This is a genomic window from Methylococcus capsulatus str. Texas = ATCC 19069 (assembly GCF_000424685.1).
Taxonomy (GTDB): Bacteria; Pseudomonadota; Gammaproteobacteria; order Methylococcales; family Methylococcaceae; genus Methylococcus; species Methylococcus capsulatus.
This window is the reverse complement of the sequence record NZ_AUKJ01000016.1, coordinates 122819-147588: the sequence shown is the minus strand read 5'-3', so window position 1 is coordinate 147588 and position 24770 is coordinate 122819. Positions and strand designations below refer to the sequence as shown.

General features: G+C 59.7%; 12 protein-coding genes. 6 read left to right on the top strand and 6 right to left on the bottom strand.

Annotation, left to right across the window (positions count from 1 at the left end):
* The first annotated feature begins 7 nt into the window (after nucleotides 1-7).
* The 6 genes from H156_RS0102880 (at nucleotide 8) to H156_RS16930 (ending at nucleotide 18162) form a co-directional block, all read left to right on the top strand.
* Entirely contained in the window at nucleotides 8-10057 is a 10050-nt protein-coding gene (locus H156_RS0102880) for a filamentous haemagglutinin family protein (RefSeq protein ID WP_017364662.1), read from the top strand.
* A gap of 631 nt (nucleotides 10058-10688) precedes the next feature.
* Nucleotides 10689-11366, top strand: coding sequence for a hypothetical protein (locus H156_RS0102875; RefSeq protein ID WP_081504024.1), 678 nt, complete (start codon nucleotides 10689-10691; stop codon nucleotides 11364-11366).
* A 489-nt stretch (nucleotides 11367-11855) separates the two neighbouring features.
* Entirely contained in the window at nucleotides 11856-12944 is a 1089-nt protein-coding gene (locus H156_RS0102870; RefSeq protein ID WP_017364664.1) for an efflux RND transporter periplasmic adaptor subunit, read from the top strand.
* A gap of 19 nt (nucleotides 12945-12963) precedes the next feature.
* Entirely contained in the window at nucleotides 12964-16140 is a 3177-nt protein-coding gene (locus tag H156_RS0102865) for an efflux RND transporter permease subunit (RefSeq protein ID WP_017364665.1), read from the top strand.
* Nucleotides 16133-17560 carry a TolC family protein gene (locus tag H156_RS0102860; protein ID WP_010961463.1) on the top strand — a complete coding sequence of 476 codons (1428 nt, stop codon included), beginning with the start codon at nucleotides 16133-16135 and terminating at the stop codon, nucleotides 17558-17560. The genes H156_RS0102865 and H156_RS0102860 overlap by 8 nt, the downstream gene beginning before the upstream one ends.
* 65 nt (nucleotides 17561-17625) lie before the next feature.
* On the top strand, nucleotides 17626-18162 hold the full coding sequence (locus H156_RS16930; protein WP_154656636.1) for a hypothetical protein: 537 nt from the start codon (nucleotides 17626-17628) through the stop codon (nucleotides 18160-18162).
* A gap of 90 nt (nucleotides 18163-18252) precedes the next feature.
* On the opposite strand, the gene H156_RS0102845 is transcribed toward H156_RS16930, so the two are convergent.
* From H156_RS0102845 to H156_RS0102820, 6 genes are all read right to left on the bottom strand, one after another.
* On the bottom strand, nucleotides 18253-18975 hold the full coding sequence (locus H156_RS0102845; RefSeq protein ID WP_036245994.1) for a hypothetical protein: 723 nt from the start codon (nucleotides 18973-18975) through the stop codon (nucleotides 18253-18255).
* Nucleotides 18976-19036: 61 nt separating this feature from the next.
* A complete protein-coding gene (locus tag H156_RS0102840) occupies nucleotides 19037-20794 on the bottom strand; it encodes a putative porin (RefSeq protein WP_010961465.1) in 1758 nt (585 codons plus the stop codon).
* Nucleotides 20795-20854: 60 nt separating this feature from the next.
* The gene (locus H156_RS0102835) at nucleotides 20855-21517 is read right to left on the bottom strand and encodes a TonB family protein (protein ID WP_010961466.1); all 663 of its coding nucleotides are present in this window, start codon (nucleotides 21515-21517) and stop codon (nucleotides 20855-20857) included.
* A gap of 12 nt (nucleotides 21518-21529) precedes the next feature.
* Complete coding sequence (locus H156_RS0102830; protein WP_010961467.1) at nucleotides 21530-21934, bottom strand: ExbD/TolR family protein; 405 nt, start codon at nucleotides 21932-21934, stop codon at nucleotides 21530-21532.
* Nucleotides 21931-23754: a DUF2341 domain-containing protein gene (locus H156_RS0102825; RefSeq protein ID WP_010961468.1), complete on the bottom strand. Its 1824-nt coding sequence runs from the start codon at nucleotides 23752-23754 to the stop codon at nucleotides 21931-21933. The genes H156_RS0102830 and H156_RS0102825 overlap by 4 nt, the downstream gene beginning before the upstream one ends.
* A gap of 750 nt (nucleotides 23755-24504) precedes the next feature.
* Nucleotides 24505-24741, bottom strand: a complete 237-nt coding sequence (locus H156_RS0102820) for a hypothetical protein (RefSeq protein ID WP_010961470.1) — start codon at nucleotides 24739-24741, stop codon at nucleotides 24505-24507.
* Nucleotides 24742-24770 lie beyond the last annotated feature (29 nt).

Genomic DNA, 24770 nt, shown 5'->3' with positions numbered 1-24770 from the left:
AACGAGCATGACGACCCGCGAAGCTGCAAACCGCAAAGCCCATCTTCCCCCCGCCGACCTCGGCCTCAAACCGCTCGCCGCCTCCGTCCGTACCGTACTGGCCGGCGCCTTCCTGGCCGGCGGCGCCGCGCATGCGGGAAGCCTGCCGGTGCCTGCCGGTGTCTTCGTGTCGAGCGGCAGCGCCGACCAGTCGGTCGCCGGCAACCTGATGACGATCAATCAGCACTCGGACCGCGCCATCCTGAACTGGAAGAGCTTCGACATCGGCGCCGGAAACACGGTGCAGTTCAAGCAGCCCTCGGCCTCGTCCATCGCCCTCAACCGCATCTACCAGAACGATCCCAGCCGCATCTTCGGCAGGCTTTCCGCCAACGGCCAGGTTTACCTGCTCAACCAGAACGGATTCCTGTTCGGCAAAGGCTCGCAGGTGGACGTCAACACCCTGCTGGTCAGCACGCTGAACATCACCGACGATACCTTCCAGCGCGGTATCACCAAGGTCCTGGACCAGGACGGACGGGCTGCGCTGGTGGGCGATGGCAAAGTCTACCGGGTCGACGATCAAGGCCAGTTCGTCCTTGACGAGAAGGGGAATCGCGTCAAGATCGGCATCGAGTTCGCCGAAGGCTCCTCCGTCAAGACCGCCAATTCCGGCCGCATCATCGCCGCCGCTCCTTCCGTGGTGAACAAGGGCGATCTCTCCTCGCCGGACGGCCAGATTCTCCTCATCGCCGCCACCGACAAGGTCTATCTGCAGGAAGCCGGCAAAGACTCCACCCTGCGCGGCCTTCTGGTCGAAGTCGGGACCGGCGGCGAAGTCGCGAACATCGGCAGGGCACTGGCGGAGCGCGGCAACGTGACGCTGATGGGATTCGCCGTCAACCAGCAGGGCCGGGTGTCGGCGACCACCTCGGTTCGCGTCAACGGCTCGGTGCGGCTGCTGGCACGGGAAGGTGCCAGCGTGCGGCGTGAGGGCGATGCCTGGCTGTTGCAGGCGAACCGCACCAAACGCAGCGCCCCCCTGGACGACGGCCTCGGCACCCGGGCCACGGTGACACTGAAAGGGGGCAGCAAGACTTCGGCGAATCCGGACCTGAACGACCCGGCCACCGCCGTGGACGGCCAGGCGCAGGATGCTTCCTGGGTGGAAATCATGGGACACCAGGTCCGGATCGAGAACGGTGCGCAACTGGTGTCCCGCTCGGGCAAGGTCACGGTGACGGCCACCGAAAACCCCGCCAACCCCGGCCTCGACAACGTCAAGAACGACGCCCGCGTCTATGTGGACAAGGGCGCGACGATCGACGTATCGGGCATCAAGGACGTCAGCGTGCCGATGGAACGCAACGTGGTGACGGTCGAACTGCGCAGCAATGAACTGCGGGACTCGCCGCTGCAACGCCACGGCGTACTGTATGGAAAGAAAATACGGGTCGACATCCGCAAGGGCACGCCGATCGCCGACATCTCGGGCGAACTGGAGCGCATCGCCCGCACCGTGGCCGAACGCAGCACCGCCGGCGGTACCATCAAACTCACATCGGAAGGCGACGCCATCCTCCAGCGGGGCGCGCTGCTGGACTTCTCCGGCGGTTCGGTGGCCTACCGCTCCGGCTACATCGACACCACCCAGTTGCTGACGCCGGACGGCAAGACGGTGGACATCGGCAGCGCCGATCCGAATCAGACCTATGCCGGCATCTTCGGCCAGGTCACCCAGAAGTTCAAGGTCTGGAACGTCACCAAGACCTGGGACATCATCGGCCCCAGGAACCTGGGGCGCTATGAACAGGGCTATGTGGAGGGCAAGGCCGCTGGCACGCTCGACATCAAGGCGGCGGCGCTGGCGCTGGAGGCCGAGATGCGCGGCGCCGCGACCGCCGGTCTGCACCAGCGTGAGGCGGGAACCCAGCCCGCCGGCGGAACCCTCAAGATCGACCTGGCGCGCAGCCCCGACAGTACCCAGTCCGTGATCTTCGGCAGCGCCTCGGGATCTCTGGGCATCGGCAAAGACCAGCCGTTTCCCCAAGATCCCGAGAAGCCCGGCCAGCCGGCCGCCCTGGTGCTGTCCGGCAACAAGCTGCGCGACTCCGGCATCATGTACGCCGATATCAAGACCAACGGCAAGGTCGCCATCCGCTCCGGCGAGAACCTCGCCATGACCGACGGAGGCAGCCTCGCGCTCACCGGCGGCGAAATCAAGGTCGACGGAACGATCACGGCCCACGCCGGCGAAGTCGATCTCTCGACCCGGCTCACCAGCGCCACCCAGGGCAAGCTGTCCGGTGCCATCGACCTGGGCGCAGGCGCCACCATCGACGTCAGCGGCCAGTGGATCAACGACCGTCCGGCCGACGCTACCGGCCACGCCGGGCAGGACCGCAGCCGCGTGCTGGTGAACGGCGGTACCGTTTCGGCGAAGGCCGAAGGTGACGTCAGTCTCGCCGCCGGCAGCCGCATCGACGTCAGCGGCGGAGCGCGGCGCACCGGCAAAGACAGCATCAAAGCCGGCGACGCCGGGAGCATCAGCCTGGAAGCCGCGGCCGTCGACGGCTCGGACCTCAAACTGAAAGGCACGCTCGAAGGCTATGCCTTCGCCGGCGGCAAGGGCGGGTCGCTCAGTCTCGTCTCCGACCAGGTGATCCTGGGCAACGCCACGGACGTCGGGACTGCCAAGGGCGCCGACCCGCTGGTCCTCACCCCGGATTTCTTCGGCCAGGGAGGGTTTGCGCATTACTCCGTAGGCTCCAACAAGAGCGGGGTCACCGTCAGCGACGGAACCCGTATCCAACTCAGCGTCCAGAACCGGGTCATCGATCCGACGGCCGTCCGCCGCGTCAGCGGCTCGAACTTCCGCGACTTCGCGCAGGTCGAGCTGCTTCCCGAACTGTCCCGCCAAGCGGGAGAGCTCGATCTGGTGCTGGCCCAAAAGGTCGGGCAAGGCGGAAAGGACGCTGCTGTGCGCATCGGCGACGGCGCGGTGATCCATACCGATGCCGGCGGCAAGATTTCGCTGCAATCGGATTCCAGCATCTTCATGAACGGAACCCTCGAAGCCGCCGGCGGCGACGTGGCGATGACCGTCACGCCGCCGGCCGGCACCGACCCCGGCTTCAAGGCGGACCAGGGCATCTGGATCGGTTCCGGCGCGAAGGTGGACGTGTCCGGCACCGCCCTGCTCTACAGCGACCGGCCGGACCACGTGACCGGCAAGGTGCTGGACGGCGGAACCATCACCCTGCACGCCGACCGCGGCTTCGTCGTCGCGGACGAGGGCTCGGAACTCTCCGTCTCCGGGACCCAGGGACGCCTGGACGTACCGGTCAGGGGACCGAACGGCGCCATCTCCCAGGAGCGCCGCCAGATCGCCTCCTCCGGCGGCAGCATCGCGATCCGCGCCGCCGAGGGCATCCAGCTCTACGGGAAGCTGGACGGACGGGCCGGTGACGGAACCGGCACCGCGGGCGGCGGACTGTCGCTGGAACTCAATCCGAACACCCGGGCCGAACCCGACGAGATCGGCCAAGGCCAGACGCCCTTCCCCAAGGTCCCCAGCGTGATATCGCTGAACCAGTCCGGACCCGCGGGGACGGCCACGGTTCAGGGCGAGGCCGTGGCCTCCAACCGCTACGGCCAGGCGGTGCTGAGCGCCGGGCAGGTCGAACGCGGCGGCTTCGGCGAACTGACGCTGCGCACACCGGGCCGCATCGAACTGGGCAGCGGCCTCAACCTGCACACCGAGCGCAGCATCGTCCTCGACGCGCCGGTGCTGGCCTTCGCGCCCGCCACCGGCGCCACCGCCGGCAAGGTGTCGCTGGATTCGGCCTACGTCGCGCTGGGTTCGACCCAGACCCGGCCTGGCAACGCCGCTCCGACCGCCGGCAACGGCAGCCTGCAAGTCAACGCCGGCCTGATCGACCTGGTCGGCACCACCGCCCTCCAGGGCTTCGACGGCGCCAACCTCAAAAGCGCCGGCGACCTGCGGCTGATCGGGGTGCGCACCACCCAGCAGCAGCGGGACTTCCTGGGCGAGTTCCTGGCGGCCGGCGATCTCACCCTGACCGCCGACCAGATCTATCCGTCGACCCTGAGCGACTTCCGGATCGCGGTGAGAGGCACAAGCGACGGGACGCTCACGATCAAGCCAGGCGACTCGAAAGGGGGAACGGTGCTCTCCGCCGGCGGGAAACTGACGCTGGAGGCTCCGAACATCGTCCAGGGCGGCACCGTGAAAGCACCGCTCGGCCAGCTGAATTTCCAGGCATCCAACCGTCTCGAACTGGCCGCCGGGAGCGTCACCTCCAATTCGGCCAAGGGCGCGATCATTCCTTTCGGACGCACCCAGGGCGGGCTGGACTGGATCTACCCGCTGGGCGACCAGAACCTGGTCTTCACCGCGCCGCCGGAAAAGAAACTGGTGCTCGACGGTCCGAAGGTCGACATCGCCAACGGCTCGGTGATCGACACCCGGGGCGGCGGCGATTTGTTCGCCTTCGAATTCGTGCCGGGACCAGGCGGTTCCTATGATCTGCTCGACCCCACCAGCCAGGGCTACCAGGAAGCCTACGCCGTCCTGCCCTCCTTCAAGGGCACGACCGCGCCCTACGATCCGCTGGAATCCGCCACCTCGGGCCTCAAGGTCGGCGACAGCGTCTACCTCTCCGGCGGCGGCGGACTCAAGGCCGGCTATTACGTCCTCCTGCCGGCCCATTATGCGCTGCTCCCCGGCGCCTATCTGGTGACGCCCGACAAGAACGTCACCAACATCGTGCCGGGCCTCAACCTGCAGCGTGCCGACGGCGCTCCGATCGTCGCCGGTTACCGCACCGTTTCCGGCACGGGCATCCGCGACGCACTCTGGAGCGGCTTCGCGGTGGAACCCGGCAGCGCCGCCCGCACCCGCGCCGAATATTCGACTTACGGCGCCAACGCATTCTTCTCTGCCAAGGCGGCCAAGGATGAAACCGCGCTCCCCTATCTGCCGCGCGACGCGGGCTCACTGTTCATCTCGGCGGAGACGGCGCTGGGTCTGGATGGCCGGGTGTCGGCCAAAGCCGGCGCCAAGGGCCGCGGCGGCCGCCTCGACATCGATGCCACCAACATTGCCATCGTCTCCCAAGGCAACGCCGGGCAGACGAGCGGCAGCGCCATCAGGCTGGTCGCAGAGAAGCTCAACGGGCTGGGAGTTTCCAGCATCGCCATCGGTGGTGTGCGCAACACCGTGGATGGTACCGTCACGGTCGACACCCATGCCTCGACCATCTCCCTGGAGCAGAACGCCCGGCTCAAGGGCTCCGAATTTATCCTCACCGCCAAGGACAACATCACCCTCGCCAAGGGTTCCGGCATCACCGCCGAAGGCCCGTCCAAGAGCGTCGGGACACCGAAGGTCTATAAAGTCGACGGCGATGCAGCCTTCCTGCGGGTGTCGACGTCGGACCAAGCCGATCTCCAACGCAGCAGTGTCTCGGGTCAGAGCGGCTCGATCCGTATCGGCGCAGGCGCGACCCTGGCCACGTCCAACTCCATGATCGTCGATGCCACGGCCAACATGGATCTTTCCGGTAGACTCCTGGCCCAGGGCGGCTCGGTATCGCTGGGCGCCAGCCGGATCGGGCTGGGCGCCGACGCCAGCTTCCAGAACGGCCTGGCGCTGAGCCAGACGGCACTGAACGCCCTCCATGCGAACGAACTGCGCCTGAACAGCGGCAGCGACATCAGCCTGTACGGCCCGGTCGAACTGACATCGCAGCGGATCGTACTGCGCTCGGGCGGACTCCTGGGATTCGACAACGCCGGCCAGACCGCAAGCATCAAGGCCGGAGACATCCGTCTGGAGAATCCGCTCGCTGCGAGCACCAGCCGTACCGGCAACGGCACCGGCACTCTCTCCCTGGTCGCCGACACCGTCGAACTGGGCGGGGGCGCCTATGCACTCGAGGGCTATTCCAAAGTGACGGTCGAAGCCGGCAAGGCCATCGTCGGCTCGGGTACGGGCACGCTGACCGCCTCGGCGGATCTCGACTTCAAAACCCCCGTCGTCACCGGCGACCGCGGGGCGGACACCCGGATCGACGCCACCGGCCACGCGGTCGCCATCCAGTCGTCCGGCGCCGCTCAGGCCGCCGCCGACGCACTCGGTGCCCAGTTGTCGATCACTGCGGACAGCATCCGGAATGCCGGGACGATTGCGCTCAAATCCGGCGTCGTCAAGCTCGATGCCCTGAAAGGCGACGTGGTCCTCGCCGCCGGCTCCAACATCGACGTTTCCGGCCGGGAAGTGAGCATCGGCAAAGCCAATGTCAAAACCGACGGCGGTGCGGTGGAGCTCTCCAGCCGGACCGGCAGCGTCGCGCTGGAATCCGGCGCCCAGCTCGCGCTCAACGGCAGCAAGGGCGGCGAGCTGCAGGTGTCGGCGGCAGCGGGCGGATTCCGCTTCGACGGCAGCATCGACGCCCGGGGCACGGAACGCGGCGGCCGTTTCGGTCTCGATGTCCATACCCTGGAAAACGGGGGCGACGTCGGCGGAATGGCCGGGAAGCTGGCGTCGGCCGGATTCAGCGACGGCATCAGCCTGAGGGCGCGCACCGGTGACCTGCACCTGAATACCGGCGATACCCTGGCGGCCCGCACCATCGAACTCGCGGCCGACCAGGGCTCGGTCCGGATCGACGGCAGCCTGAAAGCCCAAGGCGACAACGCCAGCCTGGACCTCAAGGCCGGCGGCGGCCTGACCCTGGCTGCGGGCGCCGACCTGGAAGCGCACGGCAGTACCAGCCAGGGCGGCCGGATCGCGCTGGAGTCCATGGATCAGGGTCCGCAGGGCGGGATCACCGTGGCATCGGGCGCCCGAATCGACGTGAGCGCGACGGACGGTTCCGCCAACGGAACCGTGAACCTGCGCGCGCTGCGCACGGGGCAGGACGTCGCCGTCTCGGGGAACCTCGGATCGTCCGTGACCGGGGCCCGGGAAACCACGGTGGAAGCCGTCCGTATCTACGATCACAGCGGCACCATCGGCAGTACCGACATCGCGGCCTGGAAAACCGACACCGACGCCTACATGGCCAACGCCGGCGCCATCGAGAGCCGTCTGGGGCTGCCTGGCGGCCTCAGAGCCGGCCTGGAGATCCGCAGCAGCGGCGACCTGACCCTGGGATCGGCCGGCTGGGACCTGGTCGACTGGCGCTATGGCGGCCGTCCGGGCGTCCTCACCTTGAAAGCCGCCGGCCAGCTATCGATCGACGGCAAACTCAGTGACGGCTTCCGCGATGACCCCAACGGCATCGACGTTTCCGGCATCCTCGGCCCCGGTGCCACCGTCGCCGTGAAAGACATGCTGCAGACCGGTTTTTCATGGAGCTACCGGTTGCAGGCCGGCACCGACGTGGTGGTAGGCGCCGACGTCGCGGTGCGGACCGGCACCGGTGACATCGACCTCGACGCCGGCCGGGACGTGGTCCTGACCAATGCCGGCTCATCCATCTACACTGCGGGCCGTCCGACCGACACCCAACGCTACGGCAATTTCAAAAACGGCTTCGTGGCCTTCCAGTTCTACGGCGAATACCCGGTCGACGGCGGAGACATCCATATCAGCGCCGGCCGCGACGTGATCGGCGCGAAGACCGGCCAGTTCTTCGACGGCTGGCTGGTGCGCACCGGCAACTGGACCGATGGCACCAGTCACCAGGGCGAAACGCCGACGGCCTGGGCCGTGGCGATCGGCGGTCCGGTCGGCACCTCGGCGCAGCAGGGAAGCTTCCAGCAGAACATCGGCGCGCTCGGCGGCGGCAACATCACGGTCGAGGCCGGTCGGAACGTGTCCGATCTTTCGGCGGTCATCGCCACCACCGGCAAACAGCTCGGCACCCCTTCCAAGCCGAACGATCCCTCCGACACCGGCTTCAACACCAACGAAGTGCAGATTTCCGGCGGCGGGAACCTGACCGTCCGTGCCGGCGGCGACGTCCTGGGTGGTACTTTCTACACCGGCAAGGGCATGGGGGAAATCAGCGCGAGGGGTGCAATCAAGGCATCGACGACCGGCCTGGGGCCGGTGCTGGCACTGGGAGACTCCCGGTTCAGCCTGAACGCCGGCCAGGACATCGAACTGGGCGCGGCCATCAACCCCACCGTGATCAACAGCGCTACCGCCCGCAACTTCTTCTTCACCTATTCCGACCGCAGCGGCATCGCGCTGGAATCGCTCGCGGGGAACGTCCGCCTCCAGAACGACATCCCGGGGATGGTCAGCGCCGTCAACAATCTGCGCAGCACGAGGAACCAGCTCAGCTTCCCCGGCGCTTCGTTGAGCGCGCTCGGCGTGTATCCCGCCTCGCTCGACGTCACTGCGCTGCAAGGGGACATCGTGCTGGAACGCAGCTTCACGACCTATCCCGCTGCCCAAGCGAGCTTCAACCTCATGGCGGGCGGAAACATCGGCAGCGGCTCGGTGGGTGACAACGTCAATGTCACCCAGTCAGACGCCGACCCCGCCCTGCTGCCCGGGATCGCGCATCCCACCCGGAGCTGGGACGATGCTTCGCAGAGGCTGCAACCCTTCGGCGCCGCCAATCTGATCCATGCCCAGGTTCCCGTCCATCGCGGCGACAGCGAGGCGGCAAGGATATACGCCAATGGCAACATCGCCTCCGTCGATCCCCTGCTCCTCGTCCTGCCCAAGGCGGTGGACGTCATGGCGGGCCGGGATCTGTTCGATGTCAGCCTGCACGTGCAGCACCCCGACTATGCGATGTCCACCATCACCGCCGGCCGCGACATCCGTTTCACCTCCCCGCGCAACGCCCAGGGCAATCTGGTGAACCTGACCCGCGAAATCCGGCTTGCAGGCCCCGGTCAGCTCTGGGTCAGCGCGGGACGGAACATCGACCTGGGCGCTTCGGAAGGCATTTACACCATCGGCAACACCGAAAACCGCACCCTGCCGGACAACGGCGCCTCGATTACGGTCATGGCTGGCCTGAACGGCAACCAGGCGCGCTTCGACAAATTCGCGGAGAAATACGACCCCACCTCGGCCCGGTACCGCACCCTCCTGCGCGACTACATGCGCCGGCGGACCGGCAACGGCAGGCTCGATTACGCCGGTGCGGTGGACGCCTATCGGGCCCTGCCCGGCGACCAGCAGCACGAATTCCTGCTGGCCATCCTGTTCGAAGAAATCCGGACCTCCGCCGCCCAGGCCGCCAAGACGGGCAGCAAATCCGCCTACGACCGCGGCTTCGCGGCCATCGATACCCTCTTCCCGCAAGGCGGCGACACCCACTACAAGGGTAATCTCAGCCTGTTCTTCAGCAAGATCCACACCGTCGACGGCGGCGACATCAATCTCCTCGTTCCCGGCGGCGGTGTGAATGCCGGTCTGGCCGTTGCCTTCGCCGGCTCGAAGGCCGCCAGCGATCTGGGCATCGTCGCTCAGCGGCAAGGAGCCGTGAATGCCCTGGTAAACGGCAATTTCATGGTCAACCAATCGCGGGTGTTCGCCATGGACGGGGGTGACATCACCATCTGGTCATCCAATGGCAACATCGACGCCGGCCGCGGTGCCAAATCGGCCATCGCCGTCCCGCCGCCGCGGATCACCTTCGACGAACGCGGCAACCTGCAGGTCGAATTCCCACCGGTGGTATCGGGCAGCGGCATCCGTACCGCAGCCAGCACGGCCCCCGTGCCCGGCGACGTATTCCTCGCCGCCCCGCGGGGCGTGGTCGATGCCGGCGAGGCGGGCATCGGCGGCACCAACGTGGCGATCGCGGCGACGGCCGTACTCGGCGCCAGCAACATTCAGGTCGGAGGCACCGCCACCGGCGTACCCAGCACCAATGTCAGCGTCCCGGTGGTTCCGGCCGGCGCGGCAGCCGCTGCGGGCGCGGCCACACAGGCCGCCATGCAGTCCACCGTGTCCGACAGCGAGGAGAAGTCCGAACCCAAGGTGGCGAATTCCAGCGGCCTCAACCCGCTCAAAGTCGAGTTGCTGGGATTCGGCGAATGTTCGACGACTGACATCAAGAACGGTTCGCCCGGCTGCACTTGACCGGTCCGGCCGCCGGCCGGACCGGTCCGCGCCGCGGCGGCGCGCGGCGAAGAGACGTCCCGCGCTGCTCGTTCCGGGGCCTCGAAAGGGCCCGGTATTTCGGAAACGTCAAATCCCGGTCACTCACCAACGGGAGCCGATGCCTCCCCTTTTCATCCGAGCTTCGTTCTAACGCCCGGCACGTCCGGAACGAATCCCGGCGACGTGTTCGACTTCTCCGCCGCGAACCCCGCCAAAGCGGCGCGCCGCCTCTCCCGGTGCACCGTCATCGTCTCCAATCGGAGCCTTCTTCGCCGAAGAAGCCCCCCCCGCTGCGCCACGGTGGGTTGAATTCTCCCTACCTGCCTGCGTTGTCGGCGTATCTGTGTACCGTAGGTGGATGTCACTTCGGACGCGAATCTTGCTGCTCACGGACCGGCCCGCTTCTGGTTCATATCCTACCCCTTCGGTTTATATACCCCTTCGCCCGCAACCGAAAGCCTCAAAACCCTTGAATAATCAACCCATCCTCTTCTGGCACCAAAGCTGCTTGATAGTGCGCGGGAGCCACCGACCTTGGATATCCCCAATATCCGTGGAACAGCATGCGTGAGCTCCTCCGTTTCAATGCCAATGACAAGAGGACTCACCCATGAAAGCAGACCACCTCATCCCGGTCGTATTGATTAGCGCAGGACTTCTCTCGGCAGGTAACGTTCAAGCTCATGAAGCACGTTGTCTCCCAAGTACGACCCATAACGATCCGTGTTACTACCTGGTTCTCGTGGGATTCACCCATGAGCCGGCACTGGCCAACGAAATGAATGGACTCGATCTGTGGATCAAGAAGAACGTCGGCACCCCGACCACGCTAGATCTCACCAAAACGATCCCCGATTTCGACGACGACACCAATAATGGCGGCGCCAAATACGTTCCCGTCGACGTCATGAAAGACGACACCATCATGAATGTCATGATTCACGTTCTGCGCCTGAAGAAACAGACACACGTAACCGCCGAATCGGACAAGAACGTCATTAGCGCCACAATGCTGAAGCCTTATTACGGATACACCATGATGGGCCCGTTGGTTCAAAGCATGGACCCGCAGTTCAACTACAAATATTCCGCGCGCTTCATGACGGGCCCGACTGGCCCACGGACCGGCGATTCTGCAGACGTGCAAGGAGTAGGCGCCTATGGATTCCACATCACGGCCATGATCAACGACGAAACGTACGACGAATTTTTCGTATGTGGCCAAGGAACGACGAACCCCACGGGGGACGCGTTCTCATGTGTCGGCGTACCCCAGAAAATAAAATAAAGGCCAACCCCGATCGCCGATGGCGACGGTAACCGACGACACCCCATCCTCCCGCCAATGACAAACATACAGGCCATGACAGTGATCGATATCCGATGGGTCCGTTATCTCCATGCCAGGTCAGCATGAATGTCTAGGAGGCGAACACGTTTCATAAATCCGTTCGAGCGAAGTGAGTTCTTTGCTTGTCGTTTGTCTGCCGTGTCGATTCATCAAACCTCACAGGGACCCATGTCCAAAAGAGGACAGATAGCGATCTCCTGCTTGCTCGATCGACAAGATACGATCGAGCCTGCTAAAGCACGCTTTTACCACGGATTCCACAGAGCATCAGTTCGGCCAAAAGGTAACCAATAAACCCCGACTTTGTCTCCCATAAAGACAAACGGGCCATGACATCTTTTTTATCGACACGGCTGCGGTTTCCTTGAACCAACCTGCCGACGATCGACGACGAAGCTGACTGAATAAACATCCCCCTCCTGAACGATGAACACAACATCGCCCCTATACATCATCCTCATTGCCATGTCGTTGCTTGCCTGCCAGGAGACGGACAACGAAACGCACCAGGAAACTCCAAAATACGAAGCAACCACCCCATTTCGCAAAGACATATCAATAAAAAAGGAATATGTATGTCAGATACACGGCATCAGACATATCGAGGTGAGGGCCATGGAAAAAGGCTACCTGCAAGACATATATGTAGATGAGGGTCAGTTGGTACATCAGGGCCAGCCGATGTTCAAAATCATGCCGGCCATCTATCTAGCAGAACTGATGAAGGCGCAAGCCGAAGCCAACATCATGAATATCGAATACAAAAACACCAAAGGCCTGGCCGACCAGAATATCGTATCGCAGAACGAACTCGCTTTGGCCAAAGCCAAGCTGGACAAGGCCAATGCCGAAGTAAAACTGGCAGAGACACATTTGAGTTTCACCGCCATCAATGCCCCATTTGACGGAATCGTCGATCATCTCCTGGCCAGAAATGGCAGCCTTTTGGACGAAGGGACACTATTAACCACGCTCTCCGACATCAGCAAGTTATGGGTCTATTTCAACGTACCCGAATCCGAATATCTCGACTACAAAACCAATAACAACGCCGACCAGACATACTCGAAAGTCAAGCTGAAAATGGCAAATGGCGCGATTTTCGATCAGGAAGGCAAGATCGAAACGATCGAAGCAGATTTCGACAACACCGCAGGCAACATCGAGTTCAGGGCCACTTTTCCGAATCCCAACGGTCTCCTCAGACATGGAGAAACCGGAACCATCATAATGAAAAAGCCATACAAAAACGCTTTGCTCATTCCCCAAAAAGCCACCTTCGAAGTCCTGGACAAGATGTTTGTCTACGTCATCAACAATGAAGGCGTCGTCGAACAGAGGCAGATCACTATTGACGCAGAAATTCCATATTTCTTTCTGGTAAAGCAAGGCGTCAAAGATGATGACAAGATCTTGATCGAGGGCTTGCGTAAAGTACATCCTGGCGACCATCTGGACATCACCTTGATTCCAACAGAAAAGCTACAGTCAAATCTGCAGCTCCATGCCGAATAAACAGGATTCGTATTCATCTATGTTTGGCGTTTTTATCAATAGACCGGTGATGGCGATATCGCTGTCACTATTGATCGTGTTCATGGGGTTTCTGTCGATAAAATCATTGCCGGTATCACAGTTTCCAGACATTGCCCCTCCCCGCGTAACCGTAACACTGTCATTCCCAGGAGCGAGTGCGGACGTATTGGTGAAATCGTCCATCATCACAATAGAACGTGCGATCAATGGCGTTCCCGGCATGAAATACATGGTTTCCGCCGCGACGAGCGCTGGGGAGGCTACGATCCAGATCCTGTTCGATCTGGGAATCGATCCACTGCAAGCCATGATCGACGTCAAGACTCGGCTGGATACGACCATGAGCCGGCTCCCCCAGCTGGTGACGCTCGAAGGCGTCTGGGTCCAGCGCATCCAGCCAAGCATGCTGATGTATATCAATCTGTTCAGCAAAGACAAGAATGCAGATCAAAAATTCCTTTTCAATTACGCCTACGTCAACGTCGTTCCAGAGATCCAACGGGTAAACGGCATAGCACAGGCAAGGATATTGGGCAGCCGCCAATATGCCATGCGAATATGGCTGAATCCGGACAGGATGAGAGCCTATAAGGTTTCAACAGAGGAAGTACTCAAGGCCATCGAGGAGCAAAGCATTATCGGCCGGCCTGGCAGATTGGGACAGAGCACGGGAGTCACAGCCCAATCGAAAGAATATGTTCTGGTATATGAAGGCTGGTACAACAAGCCGGAGCAATATGAGGATATCATCATACGAGCCAACTCGGAAGGCGAACTGTTGCGTATAAAGGATATCGGCACCGTCGATCTGAACAGTGAATTCTGGAATATCTATTCGGATAAGGATGGCCTTCCTTCCGCCTCGATCGTCCTCAATCAAAACTACGGCACCAATGCCAGCAAAGTAATCGAGGACGTAAAGAAGAAACTGAGAGAGTTGAAGGAGACTTTTCCGGAAGGAATGGATTATGAAATCAATTACGACGTTTCCCGCTTTCTGGATGCATCCATCCACAAGGTTCTCCATACGTTGATGGAAGCCTTCGTGCTAGTCGCCCTGGTTACATTTGTTTTCCTGGGTGACTGGCGCTCGACGCTGATACCGATCCTTTCGATTCCAGTCTCGTTGATCGGTACGTTTGCAGTCATACAGGCTTTCGAACTATCGATCAACCTGATCACTCTATTCGCTCTGGTGCTCGCCATCGGCATTGTGGTCGACGATGCTATCGTGGTAGTCGAAGCCGTACATGCCAAGATGGAGGCCGAACACCTCTCCCCCTATCAGGCATCCAAGAAGGTTTTGGGCGAAATCGGTGGCGCCATCATTGCCATCACCTTGATCATGATATCTGTTTTCGTGCCCATTTCCTTCATGAGCGGACCTGTCGGTGTGTTCTATCGGCAGTTTGGCATTACTATGGCGTCCGCGATTCTCATTTCCGCACTGGTCGCGCTGTCACTTGCACCTGTACTCTGCGGCATGATCTTGAAAAATACTCACGGACAACCAAAAAAGCGAACCCCAGTCCGCATCTTTATTGATACATTCAATTATTTTTTTGAAAAGATCACCGGCAGATACGTCACGATTCTAGAAAAGATCGTTACTCGCCGCCTGGTGACCATTCTTGCCTTTGCGGGTTTCTCTATTGGTATTTATGCGGTCAATCTCGAACTACCGGCGGGCTTCATTCCTGGCGAGGATCAGGGAATGATATACGCGATCATTCAAACTCCTCCGGGATCGACGATAGAAACCACCAACAAGGTCGCTCGTGAACTTGAGGAACTGGCTAAAGGAATCGAAGGAGTCAAGTCCGTTTCGTCACTTGCCGGATATGAGGTTCTGACCGAGGGACGAGGATCTAACGCAGGCACCTGCATCATCAACCTGAAAGATTGGGAAGAGCGCAAGAATACCGTGCAGGATATCATCAAGGAGCTAGAGGAGAAGTCCAAGGATTTTGGAGCGATTATTGAATTTTTCGAACCTCCTCCCGTACCCGGTTACGGCGCGTCATCAGGTCTAGCGTTACGATTGCTTGACAAGTCTGACGTCACCGATTATCAGCAATTTGACAAGATCACCCAAGATTTTCTCATGCAATTGAAAAAGCGCAAGGAATTAACCGGCTTGTTTACTTTCTATGCAGCCAATTTCCCCCAATATGAGCTTGTAATAGACAACAAGCTTGCGATGCAAAAACATGTATCGATAGCCAAAGCCATGGAAAATCTTGACATCATGATTGGGAGCACCTATGAACAAGGATTTATTCGGTTCAACAACTTTTTCAAGGTATACGCACAGGCACTTCCAGAATACCGCAGATACCCTTCAGATATTCTAAATTATTTTGTCAAAAACGAAGAAGGAGAAATGGTTCCTTACTCGTCATTCATGACGATGAAAAAAACCCAGGGGCCGAATGAAATCACCCGTTACAATCTCTACAACTCTGCGGTGATTCGGGCTGCTCCGGCAAAAGGATATACTTCGGGAGACGCCATTGAAGCCGTCAAAGAGGTCGCAGCAGCGACTCTTCCACGTGGTTACGACATCGCGTGGGAAGGATTGTCGTTCGACGAAGCGGCCCGAGGCAATGAAGCGGTCGTCGTTTTCATTGTCGTCATCGTATTCGTTTATCTCGTTCTCGCAGGCCAATATGAGAGTTTCATCTTGCCATTGGCTGTGCTGTGTTCGCTGCCTGCAGGCATCTTTGGCTCCTATTTCTTACTGAAATTGTTCGGACTCGCCAACGATGTGTATTCACAAATAGCCTTGATCATGCTTATCGGGCTATTAGGAAAAAACGCCGTACTTATCGTAGAGTTTGCCGTTCAACGGCACGGTCAGGGGTTGACCGTCAAGGATGCCGCAATCGAAGGAGCAAAAGCGCGCTTCCGTCCCATTCTGATGACTTCGTTTGCTTTTATAGCAGGTCTGATACCATTGGTTAAAGCCACGGGCGCAGGCGCTATAGGAAACCGCACCATCGGAACTGCCTCAATGGGCGGAATGGTATTCGGAACCGTCGTAGGCGTCGTTCTGATACCAGGGCTCTATTACCTATTCGGCAAAATGATAGAAGGTAAATCCCTGATCAGAAACGAAGATAAAGAACCTTTTACCGAAACTTACCAGTACAGCAGGGACAACCTTGATGACTAAGGTTGTATGTCGTTTCCTCGCTGTTCTGGCGTCGTTGACGTTACAAGCCTGCGGAATTCCTGATATGACGACCAGGACAGCGGACGTCCATTTGCCAGATCAGTTCAAGGCCGGGCCGACCGACAAATCAAATTCAGCAATCATCAAATGGAATGACTTCTTTGAAGACGAGAATCTTTTGAATCTCCTGGAAACTGCCGTTGCCAACAACAAGGACGTAAATATCATGATGCAGCGTATCAGCGCTGCCGAAAATGAAATTCAGGCGAGGCGTGGTGCGTACCTGCCTTTCATCAGGACCGGCGCCAACGCCGGGGGAGAAAAACCCGGCGACTATACCTTCAATGGCGCCGTCGAACGCAATCTTCCGCTTGCAGGAAATCCGTTTCCGACATTTGTAGGCGACTATCAGTTCGGGCTTACATCGACGTGGGAGCTGGACATCTGGCGAAAACTTAGGAATGCCACTGAGGTGGCCATGCTCGAATACATGGCGACCATGGAAGGAAAGAATTTCCTCATCACGAATCTCGTAGCCGATGTGGCTCACTCCTACTATGAACTCGTCACGCTGGATAATCAGCTGGAAAATCTCGATCAGAACATAGCGATTCAGCAGGATGCATTGCGGATCGTCAAAGAGCTTCAGAAGTTTGCAAGAGCAGATGCTCTCGCCGTCAAACGTTACGAAGCTGAAGTGGCCAAGAACCAGAGTAAAAGGTACGAGATCAAGCAGGAAATCGTCGTCGTAGAGAATCGGATCAATTACCTCCTCGGCCGGACGCCTCAGCCTATCAAGCGGACCTCGGCGGGCTTCCTGGATCTCGAACCCAAACTCATCAACACTGGTATTCCATCACAATTGCTCCTGAACAGACCTGATATCAGAAAGGCCGAGCTGGATCTGGCTGCGGCCCAACTGAACATCGAGGTTGCGAGGGCTGAGTTTTTTCCTTCTTTCGGCATCAGAGCAGGAGTTGGATTCGACGCATTTGCAATGAAATATCTTATCAATACACCGGAATCATTGGCAGCCTATGTTGCGGGCGAACTGGTTGCCCCCCTGGTCAATAAAAATGCCATCATAGCCAATTTCAAAACCGCCAATGTCAAACAGGTCGAAGCCGCATTCGAATATGAAAAGTCCATTATCAACGCCTATGTTGAAGTTCTGAACCAGATATCGAATATCGAGAATACGCGGAAGAGCTTCAACTTAAAGAAGGACCAGGTTGACCACCTGGTCAAATCGATCGATATTTCTATTCAACTCTTCAAATCCGCAAGAACGTTCTATCTGGATGTATTGACGACTCAACGGGATGCCCTCGAAGCCAAACGTGAGTTGATTGAAACAAAGCAAAAACAGGTATTTGCGATGGTCGACCTTTATAAGTCCCTTGGCGGAGGCTGGAGATGAGTCGTCCGGCACCTAGAGCAGGTGCTCTTCGCCGATGCGAGCCGGCAACGACTCTAATCCGATGCGTGCCTTTTCTTTTTTTTCTATTGAATAGTCTGCTGACAAGCTGTGCGGGTGGTCTGGGCACCGTGCCGAACGATACAACCCACGTAGAGAAGGCGGTACAGGTCAGCCGCGATACGTCTACGGGGTGGGTTTTCTATCATGGACCCGCCGTCACTCAGGAAGCCGAACCGGAAGGCTTCCCTGAAGTGGGAGAAATCAGCTTGCATGCAAACACGAATCGCTTGGGCGATACACGATACTTTCTCACAGTCGACCAACGGTATCGAGGCCATTGGCGTGGCGCCATCCACGCAGCCGATGACGAGGGCCACGAGTTTCTCGCTTATTCTTTACGACAAGGAGTAGAATGTGAATTCAATTGCGAATTTCAGGACGCTATCGTTATCGAATTGGAAGGCCGATATCTGACCGAACATAAACATAAAGGAATCACCCTGTATCTCCTTGGCCCCAACGGTTATGTTTCGACTCCATTCATTTTGACGCCGGCGTATATCCAAGGGTTCCTTCTGAAGATCGGCAGGCAATCGTCATAGAGGTCGTGGTATACCCAGCTACTCATTCAAGCCAGATGACTCTCGGACTGCCATCCCCTGTCCGGGTTTCATCCCGGCCAGAAAGGGACTCTATTCTCCCTCTTCATCGTCTTCTTCCTGGGCCGGGGATTCCACGGAACCGCCACCCGTCATCCCCGTTGGCGTCTCCTCCTTCCAGGGCGTGACCTGGAGGTCTTCGATTTTGTAGTGAAAATCCTGTACGGCGTTTTCTTTTTCTACTGCGGCGATGCCGGTGAACGGCTCGGACTCCACGAGTTTGTCCAGCAGGCTGCTGTCTCCCAACTTTTCCAGTATTTCTTCGTTCGCCCGTACCAGGCTGCGGTTTTTGACCGTGCAGTCCTCGATCCAGCGGGTCCTCTCCTTGACTGCCTCCACCAGAAGCTGGTTGTCCTTGCGGTAGCGCTGCAATTCTGCCAGGACTTTCTTCTGCTGCTCGGCGAGCGCATGCAGGCGCGAGGTCTGACCGCCGAGCTGCTGTTCCAGGCTCTGTCGGGCCGTACTGATCTTCTTCAGTTCCCCCTCCAGGGGTTCCAGCTTCGCGGCCTTGCCCTCTAGCGCCTTGATCGTCGCGGACTGTTCGGCAAGCTGCTTTTCGAGCAGGGCGTTCCTCGCTTCCAGTTCGATCTTGTCCTGGCTGAGCTGCCGCAGCATGCCTTGGGCCTTGCGCAAGGTCTGGACGACACCGTCGTCGCCCTTCGGTTTCTCCGCACTGACCGGCGCCATCCATAGCAGCGAACACAGGCACACCGCGATGGAAGGTCCCAGAGGGTGAGAACGCGACGGCGGCGGCATGGTCCCGAATTCAGCTCCGTTGTCGTTGGAAGGGGGCCTGATTTTTTTCATCTCGGTGGTGCTAGAAACGGGCATTCAGGTCGATCAGCAAGGTGTTCACGTTATAGGTCGGGCCGGAGATCACCGAGCTGGAAAGCCAATTGAGTCCGAGCCAAGTATTGTTGGCAATGGCGTAGTTGCCGGCCAATTCCCAGCCTTTGGCATTGGTGCCGCCGTAGGCGTGGAAATTGGAATCCGTGAAGGCGTCCAGAACGGAATCAGCCTCCAGATATTTGTAGGCCAGCCATACGTTCCAGTCGCCGAATTGCTGTATGTTCGGTTCGCCCACCTCGAAACGGGCTTCGAAGGCATTGGTTCGAGGCTGCAAATTCTCTCCCAGCGTGTTGTAGATCTGTTGCTGATCGAAACCGAAGTTATGCGAATAGCTTCCGATCAACATCACGTGATGCGGATAGAAACCCGTATAGTCGTAAGTCGCCGTGACATCGAAAATCTCGAATTTCGAAGCAAGACCGACCAAGCGCGGCTCGGTGGAAGAATTGAGATCATTGCTGATCCGGGCCAGGCTGTTGCCTTGTGTAAAGAATCGGGGAGCCGTCCAGTCATACTTGGTACTCCCCAGCGGATCACGCCTTGCCTGAGTGTTGTTGTAGTCGTAATAGGCCACACCGATTTTGAACCGGTTGTTGCGGTTGAACAGATAATCCATACCGCCCTGTGCCGCCCACAGGTATTTACTGGCACCGAACAAGGTATCCTGTTCCAGGGGAAAGGCACCCAGTGTCAAATATGCCTCGTTTGGCTTGGTATAACCCCAGTTGAACTGCTGACGTCCTGCGGTACTGACCACGTGGTAGGCAATGACTTCAGGGTTGTAATCATGCCCGAACGGAAATCGGAACGTGCCTGAAAACCCTTCGAAATTCAAATCAGGGTCGAAGGTGTTATCCGTACTGAACCACGGATTCGCCATCCGGCCGGCCCACAACGTGAGCCAGTCCTGGCCTTTATCGTCCAAGTAATCGTACTGGAGGAATGCCCGGTCGAGCTGTACTTGGTACCCTGTACCATACTGTCCCATCACTTGGTTCGTAGAAATGGGACTGTACTGGTTGCTGGTGCTCAACCTGATCTGCGCCTGCAGTTCGTCGGTGATTTTCGCCTCCAGCCCCAGCCGCATCCGCAGCCTCCAAAGATTGAAATCGTTCGTGGTGTTTCGGTAAGGATCACCGAGTTGGGTTATGCCACCGGCTGCATTGATTGCCGGCCAGTTGAAATAGGTATTGGGCCGATTGCTACCGCCAAAGAACTGGCTTTCCGAGCGAGCCATGAAGTCTCCAAACAATTTGAACCGGTTGACCCAGTCCGGCAGGGCCGCTGGAACACCCCATTTCTCCTGCTTGGCATTGGCCTTGACCTCCTTGACCACCTCGTCCTTGAGTTCCTTGCGCACCTCGGCGCGGATTTCGTCCTTCACGAAGTCCGGTACGTAGGTGACCCGAACGGTGCCTTTTTCTCCCTTGCCCGAAGCAGCATCCTTCCCTTCCGGTTTCACACTCCCACCTGCCGACTGCTCGGCTTCCAGCCGAGCTTCGGCCTTGGCCTCGGCGGCTGCCTTCTGTTCGGCCTGGTGAATCATCTGTTCCGCCTTGCCCTTGTCCAGAATGCCCTGCTGGACCAGCAGCTCGATCAGGTTCAGCGTGGTGTTGCGCAGCTTCAGCAACTCCTCCTTTTCGTTTTTCTCCGTGCCGTAAGCGGCAGGCGTCCCCGCCAGCGCACAGGAGACGAGCAGCGCCAGGGATTTGTGTTCGCTTTTCATAATGTCCCGTTTTTTTACCTCGCCGCATCCAAGGTGCGGGTGTTTTCAGTGGGTGACTTTTCAACCTTCGGACTGGACCCGGATTTTGACCGGTTGCGGCATGCGCTCCGGAGGCGGTTCGAGTTGTCCGTGTATCGTTGCCAGCGCTGCCTTGAGTGCCTCGTCGATCTCCGCGATGCCGCTGGACTTTCCCAGCTCGACCCGGCTGATGGCCCCCTGAGGACTGATCCAGATGTGGAGCACAGCCTGGTATCGGCTGTTGCGGGCCCGGTCCTTGAGCTTTCTCTGCAGCTCGCTGGAAACGGTCCGCTGCAACTGCTGGCCGTACCAGATGATGGCGTTGCCGCCACCTCCCCCGATCAGGCCGTGCCCGCCTTTCTTACCGACCAGTCCGAAACCGTCGCTTCCGGCTCCCCCTTCGGCATCCACACCGAGGTCCTCACCCGGCGGCGGCTCTTCGGCCTGTTCGGGTTCCGGCTCCGGCTCGGGTTCCGGCTCCTCGATCTTTTCCTCCTTGACCTCGGGCTCGGGCGGCTTTTCCTGCGGGGGTGGGGGCGGCGGTGGTGGTGGCGGCTGAACCACGGTGATCTGCTGAATCTGCTTCTTGGTCTGGGCCGGCTTGTCGAACAGATCCCGGGCCAGGTAGACGCCCAGCGCCACCAGCAGGACCAGTACCGTACCGACGGCGAAGGGCAGATATCGGCGCAGCAGCTTGATGTTCATGGAGAGCCCCCGCTACTTCACCAGCTTCTGCGTCACCAGGCCCAACTGGCTGATTTCGAGCCGGGTGACGATGTCCAGCACTTCGACGACCTTCTGGTACTGGATCGAGGCATCCGCCTTCAGCACCACGGGCAGGTCCGGGGTCGCCGCCTTGTACTGGGCCAAGCGGGTCTCCAACTCCTCGAGCGACACCGGGTAAGTGTCCAAGTAGACAGTGCCGTCCTGGGTGATGGAAATCGCCTTGGTCTTGGGCTTCGACAGGCTGGGGGTGCTGCTGGCCTTGGGCAGGTTCACGGTGATGCCCTGCACCGTCGCCGTGGTCATGATGATGAAGATCAAAAGCAGCACATACGCCACATCCAGCATGGGCGTGATGTTGATGTCGTCGTAGACCTTCTCTTCCGATTCGACTTTCACGACGAAGCCTCCCTGTAACGGTCGGCCACGCGCTCGGACAACATGGCGAGGAACTCGTCCGAGAACACCCGCATGTCGGCAATGACATCCTTGATCTGGGTCAGCAGGTAGTTGTAGGCGAACAGCGAGGGAATCGCTACCGCCAGCCCCGCTACAGTCGCCAGCAGTGCCGCCGCGATGCCGGGGGCGATGGAGTTGATGTTGACGTCGCCGGTGGCAGCGATGACCGCGAAGGTGATCATCACGCCCACCACGGTACCGAGCAGCCCGAGGAACGGCCCGCCGGCGATAGCGATGGTCAGGAGCACCATCTTGCTGTTGAGACGCTGGCTCTCCCGTACCACGATGGAATCCAGCTTGACCCGCACGACATTCAGAGCTTCTGGCGTCAGGGGTTTAGCCGAAGAGCCCGTACGCTTTTTAACCTCGCGGATGCCCGCATGATAGATGTGATAGAGCGGTGAGCTCTGGAAATGGTCGTGTTTGCCCACCAGGGCCGACAAGAATTCGGAATCGGCCAGCTCCTTTTCGTCTTCGGTCTCCTCCCGGTCGAGTTGGCCGGGATCGGCGTCGGGACTCAAAGCTTCGTATTGGGTGAGGAACGCCTTGTTGTCCTTCCGGATTTTGGAGATCACCACAGCCTTGATGATCATGACCAGTACCGAAACCACGAACATGACGCCGGTCAGAGCGATCACCACCCAGCCGTCCAAGGTCACGTTCTGAATGATGACCCCGAAGGAACTCACCTCGCCCGCGCTGCTCTTGCCTTCGTCCTGGCCGAAACTGACGACGCTGAAATCCTGACTCTGGCTGCGTGCCGACAGCTTGATCCATTCGGCGCTGCGGGCCGTGTTCGAAACCTGGACCTCATCGAGCAGCCCGGTCAGAAAACCTCCCGTCGCGGCCCCTCCCAAGCTGATCGAGGGATTCATGGCCGACGGAGCGGCAGCGGCCTGCGCCGCAGGCTCGCCATTCAAATAAAGCTCCAGCTTGTCCGGCCGCAGTACCAAGGCCACGTGCTGCCAGCGATCCGGGGTGGTCATCGCCACGGGCGCAGTCTCGACCACCTTGCCCGCAGCCAGGTAGCGCGCCACCAGCGTACCGCCGCGCACCTGCAGCTCGATGGCGCTCGCCTCTCCTTCTGCGGCACGGAAGACATAGCCCTCAGTCGCACCGGAGTCGAGCTTGAGCCAGCTCGAAAAGGTCCAGCCCTTGGCCGGGTCCAGTTGCAGGGACGGCGACGGATTGATCTCGATCCCGCCGGTGCCGGTAAACCGGGCCGCGACCCCGATCCAGCCCGCCGGTTCCGGCAGGGCCGCCGACCTGGCCGCGTCATTGCCGTATGCCGTGGCGTCCCTGGGGGCAGGATCCTTTTCGTCGAAATGGAAAACCAGTGCCTGGTTGACATCGTAGGTTCCCTTGGCGTCGCTGCCGTCCTGGGCTTCCTCGTTGCCGTAATACATCCAGAACGACTCGTCGGCCGATTGGCCGGGAATCCGCGGCACCTTGACCCAGATCAGCGCCATTTCGTTGACCGGATCGAGCCTTTCGAGGTGGAACTTGAGCGGCGTTTTGTCGTCCGCCATGAAGCGCAGGTCTTTCCCGCCCTCGGCCAACTCGCCAAAATAGCTGAAATTGCCCGTATGAAGCCGGATCAGTAACGGGAAGTCGGCCACCAGGTCGCGGGTATCCGCACCGGTGACGCTGGCATCCACGGAAATCTGTTTTCTGGACCGCCAGTCATCGTTCCACCAGGACAGTGCGATGGCCGGCGCCATGGCCAGGCATACCAATACGATCAGCCTCAATGTCTTCATGTCTCTCGCCGCGCCGTGAAACGCGTAGTGTTGAATGGAAATGCTTTCATCGTATTACGCGGGTGTTACGAACACGTTACGAACACGACGGGGCCGCCGGATCCGCCAAGGGAAAACCGGACCGAGCCGGCGAACCGGGTATCAGCGCTGCATCTGCATGTCATTGGAGACATATCGCCCGGGTAGCCAGGCTCGAGGGTGCCGAGAAACCCCGATGATCGGGACTGGCCAGATGAAGGGAGACGACCCGGAAGAGGGGGCGAAGGGAGAAAAATCGGACGCAAGAGCCCTAATCAGCCCCCCATTTACAGGCGTAGACAGTGCCAGCAAGGAAGGATCGGAACGGATTTACACATCCATGTGGATATGACGACGATACCCGAGACTTCGTTCGGAGCGATGCCGCAGCCATGATCACCGCAGAGGCACAGACGTCGCGCTTACCTCGATGTGACGCTCCGGAACGACAGGAATGCAAAGCCGCCGTACCGCGTCTGGCAAAGCGCCGGCGGAGGGTGAAACTGCCCGTCATTGCGGCGGCTCGGCTTCTGCCTTGCGCCGCACCTTCGTTCCGCTCCGCGCCTGGAACGAGACATATCGCCCAGAGCCACGGCGTGGATGACTCATGAAGTCGCGCCTGTGCGACACCTCACAAGGGTCATCGCTGGCACGCAAAACCATGGGACCGCATCGGCCCAGGGGGAACGCCGCGACTGCTCCCCGCGCGACGAGCCTGGCACGAAAAATGTTTCACAAAGAACATCCTTCGTCGGATGTACCTCCATGAAAAAGACGATTGTCTCGACCGCCCTCCTCTGGGCTTACCTCATCGAAAGCCATGGCGCTCTGGCCGGGGGGCACCACCATGGTCATGGTCACGAGCATCACCATGGTCACGGCCACGAACACCACCACGGCCATGCCTACGGTCTCCACCGGCACCATCACCACCCCCATTTCGGCGGGGATGAAGCACCGGTCATCCATGTCCCACTGATTCCCGCTCCGATAATCGC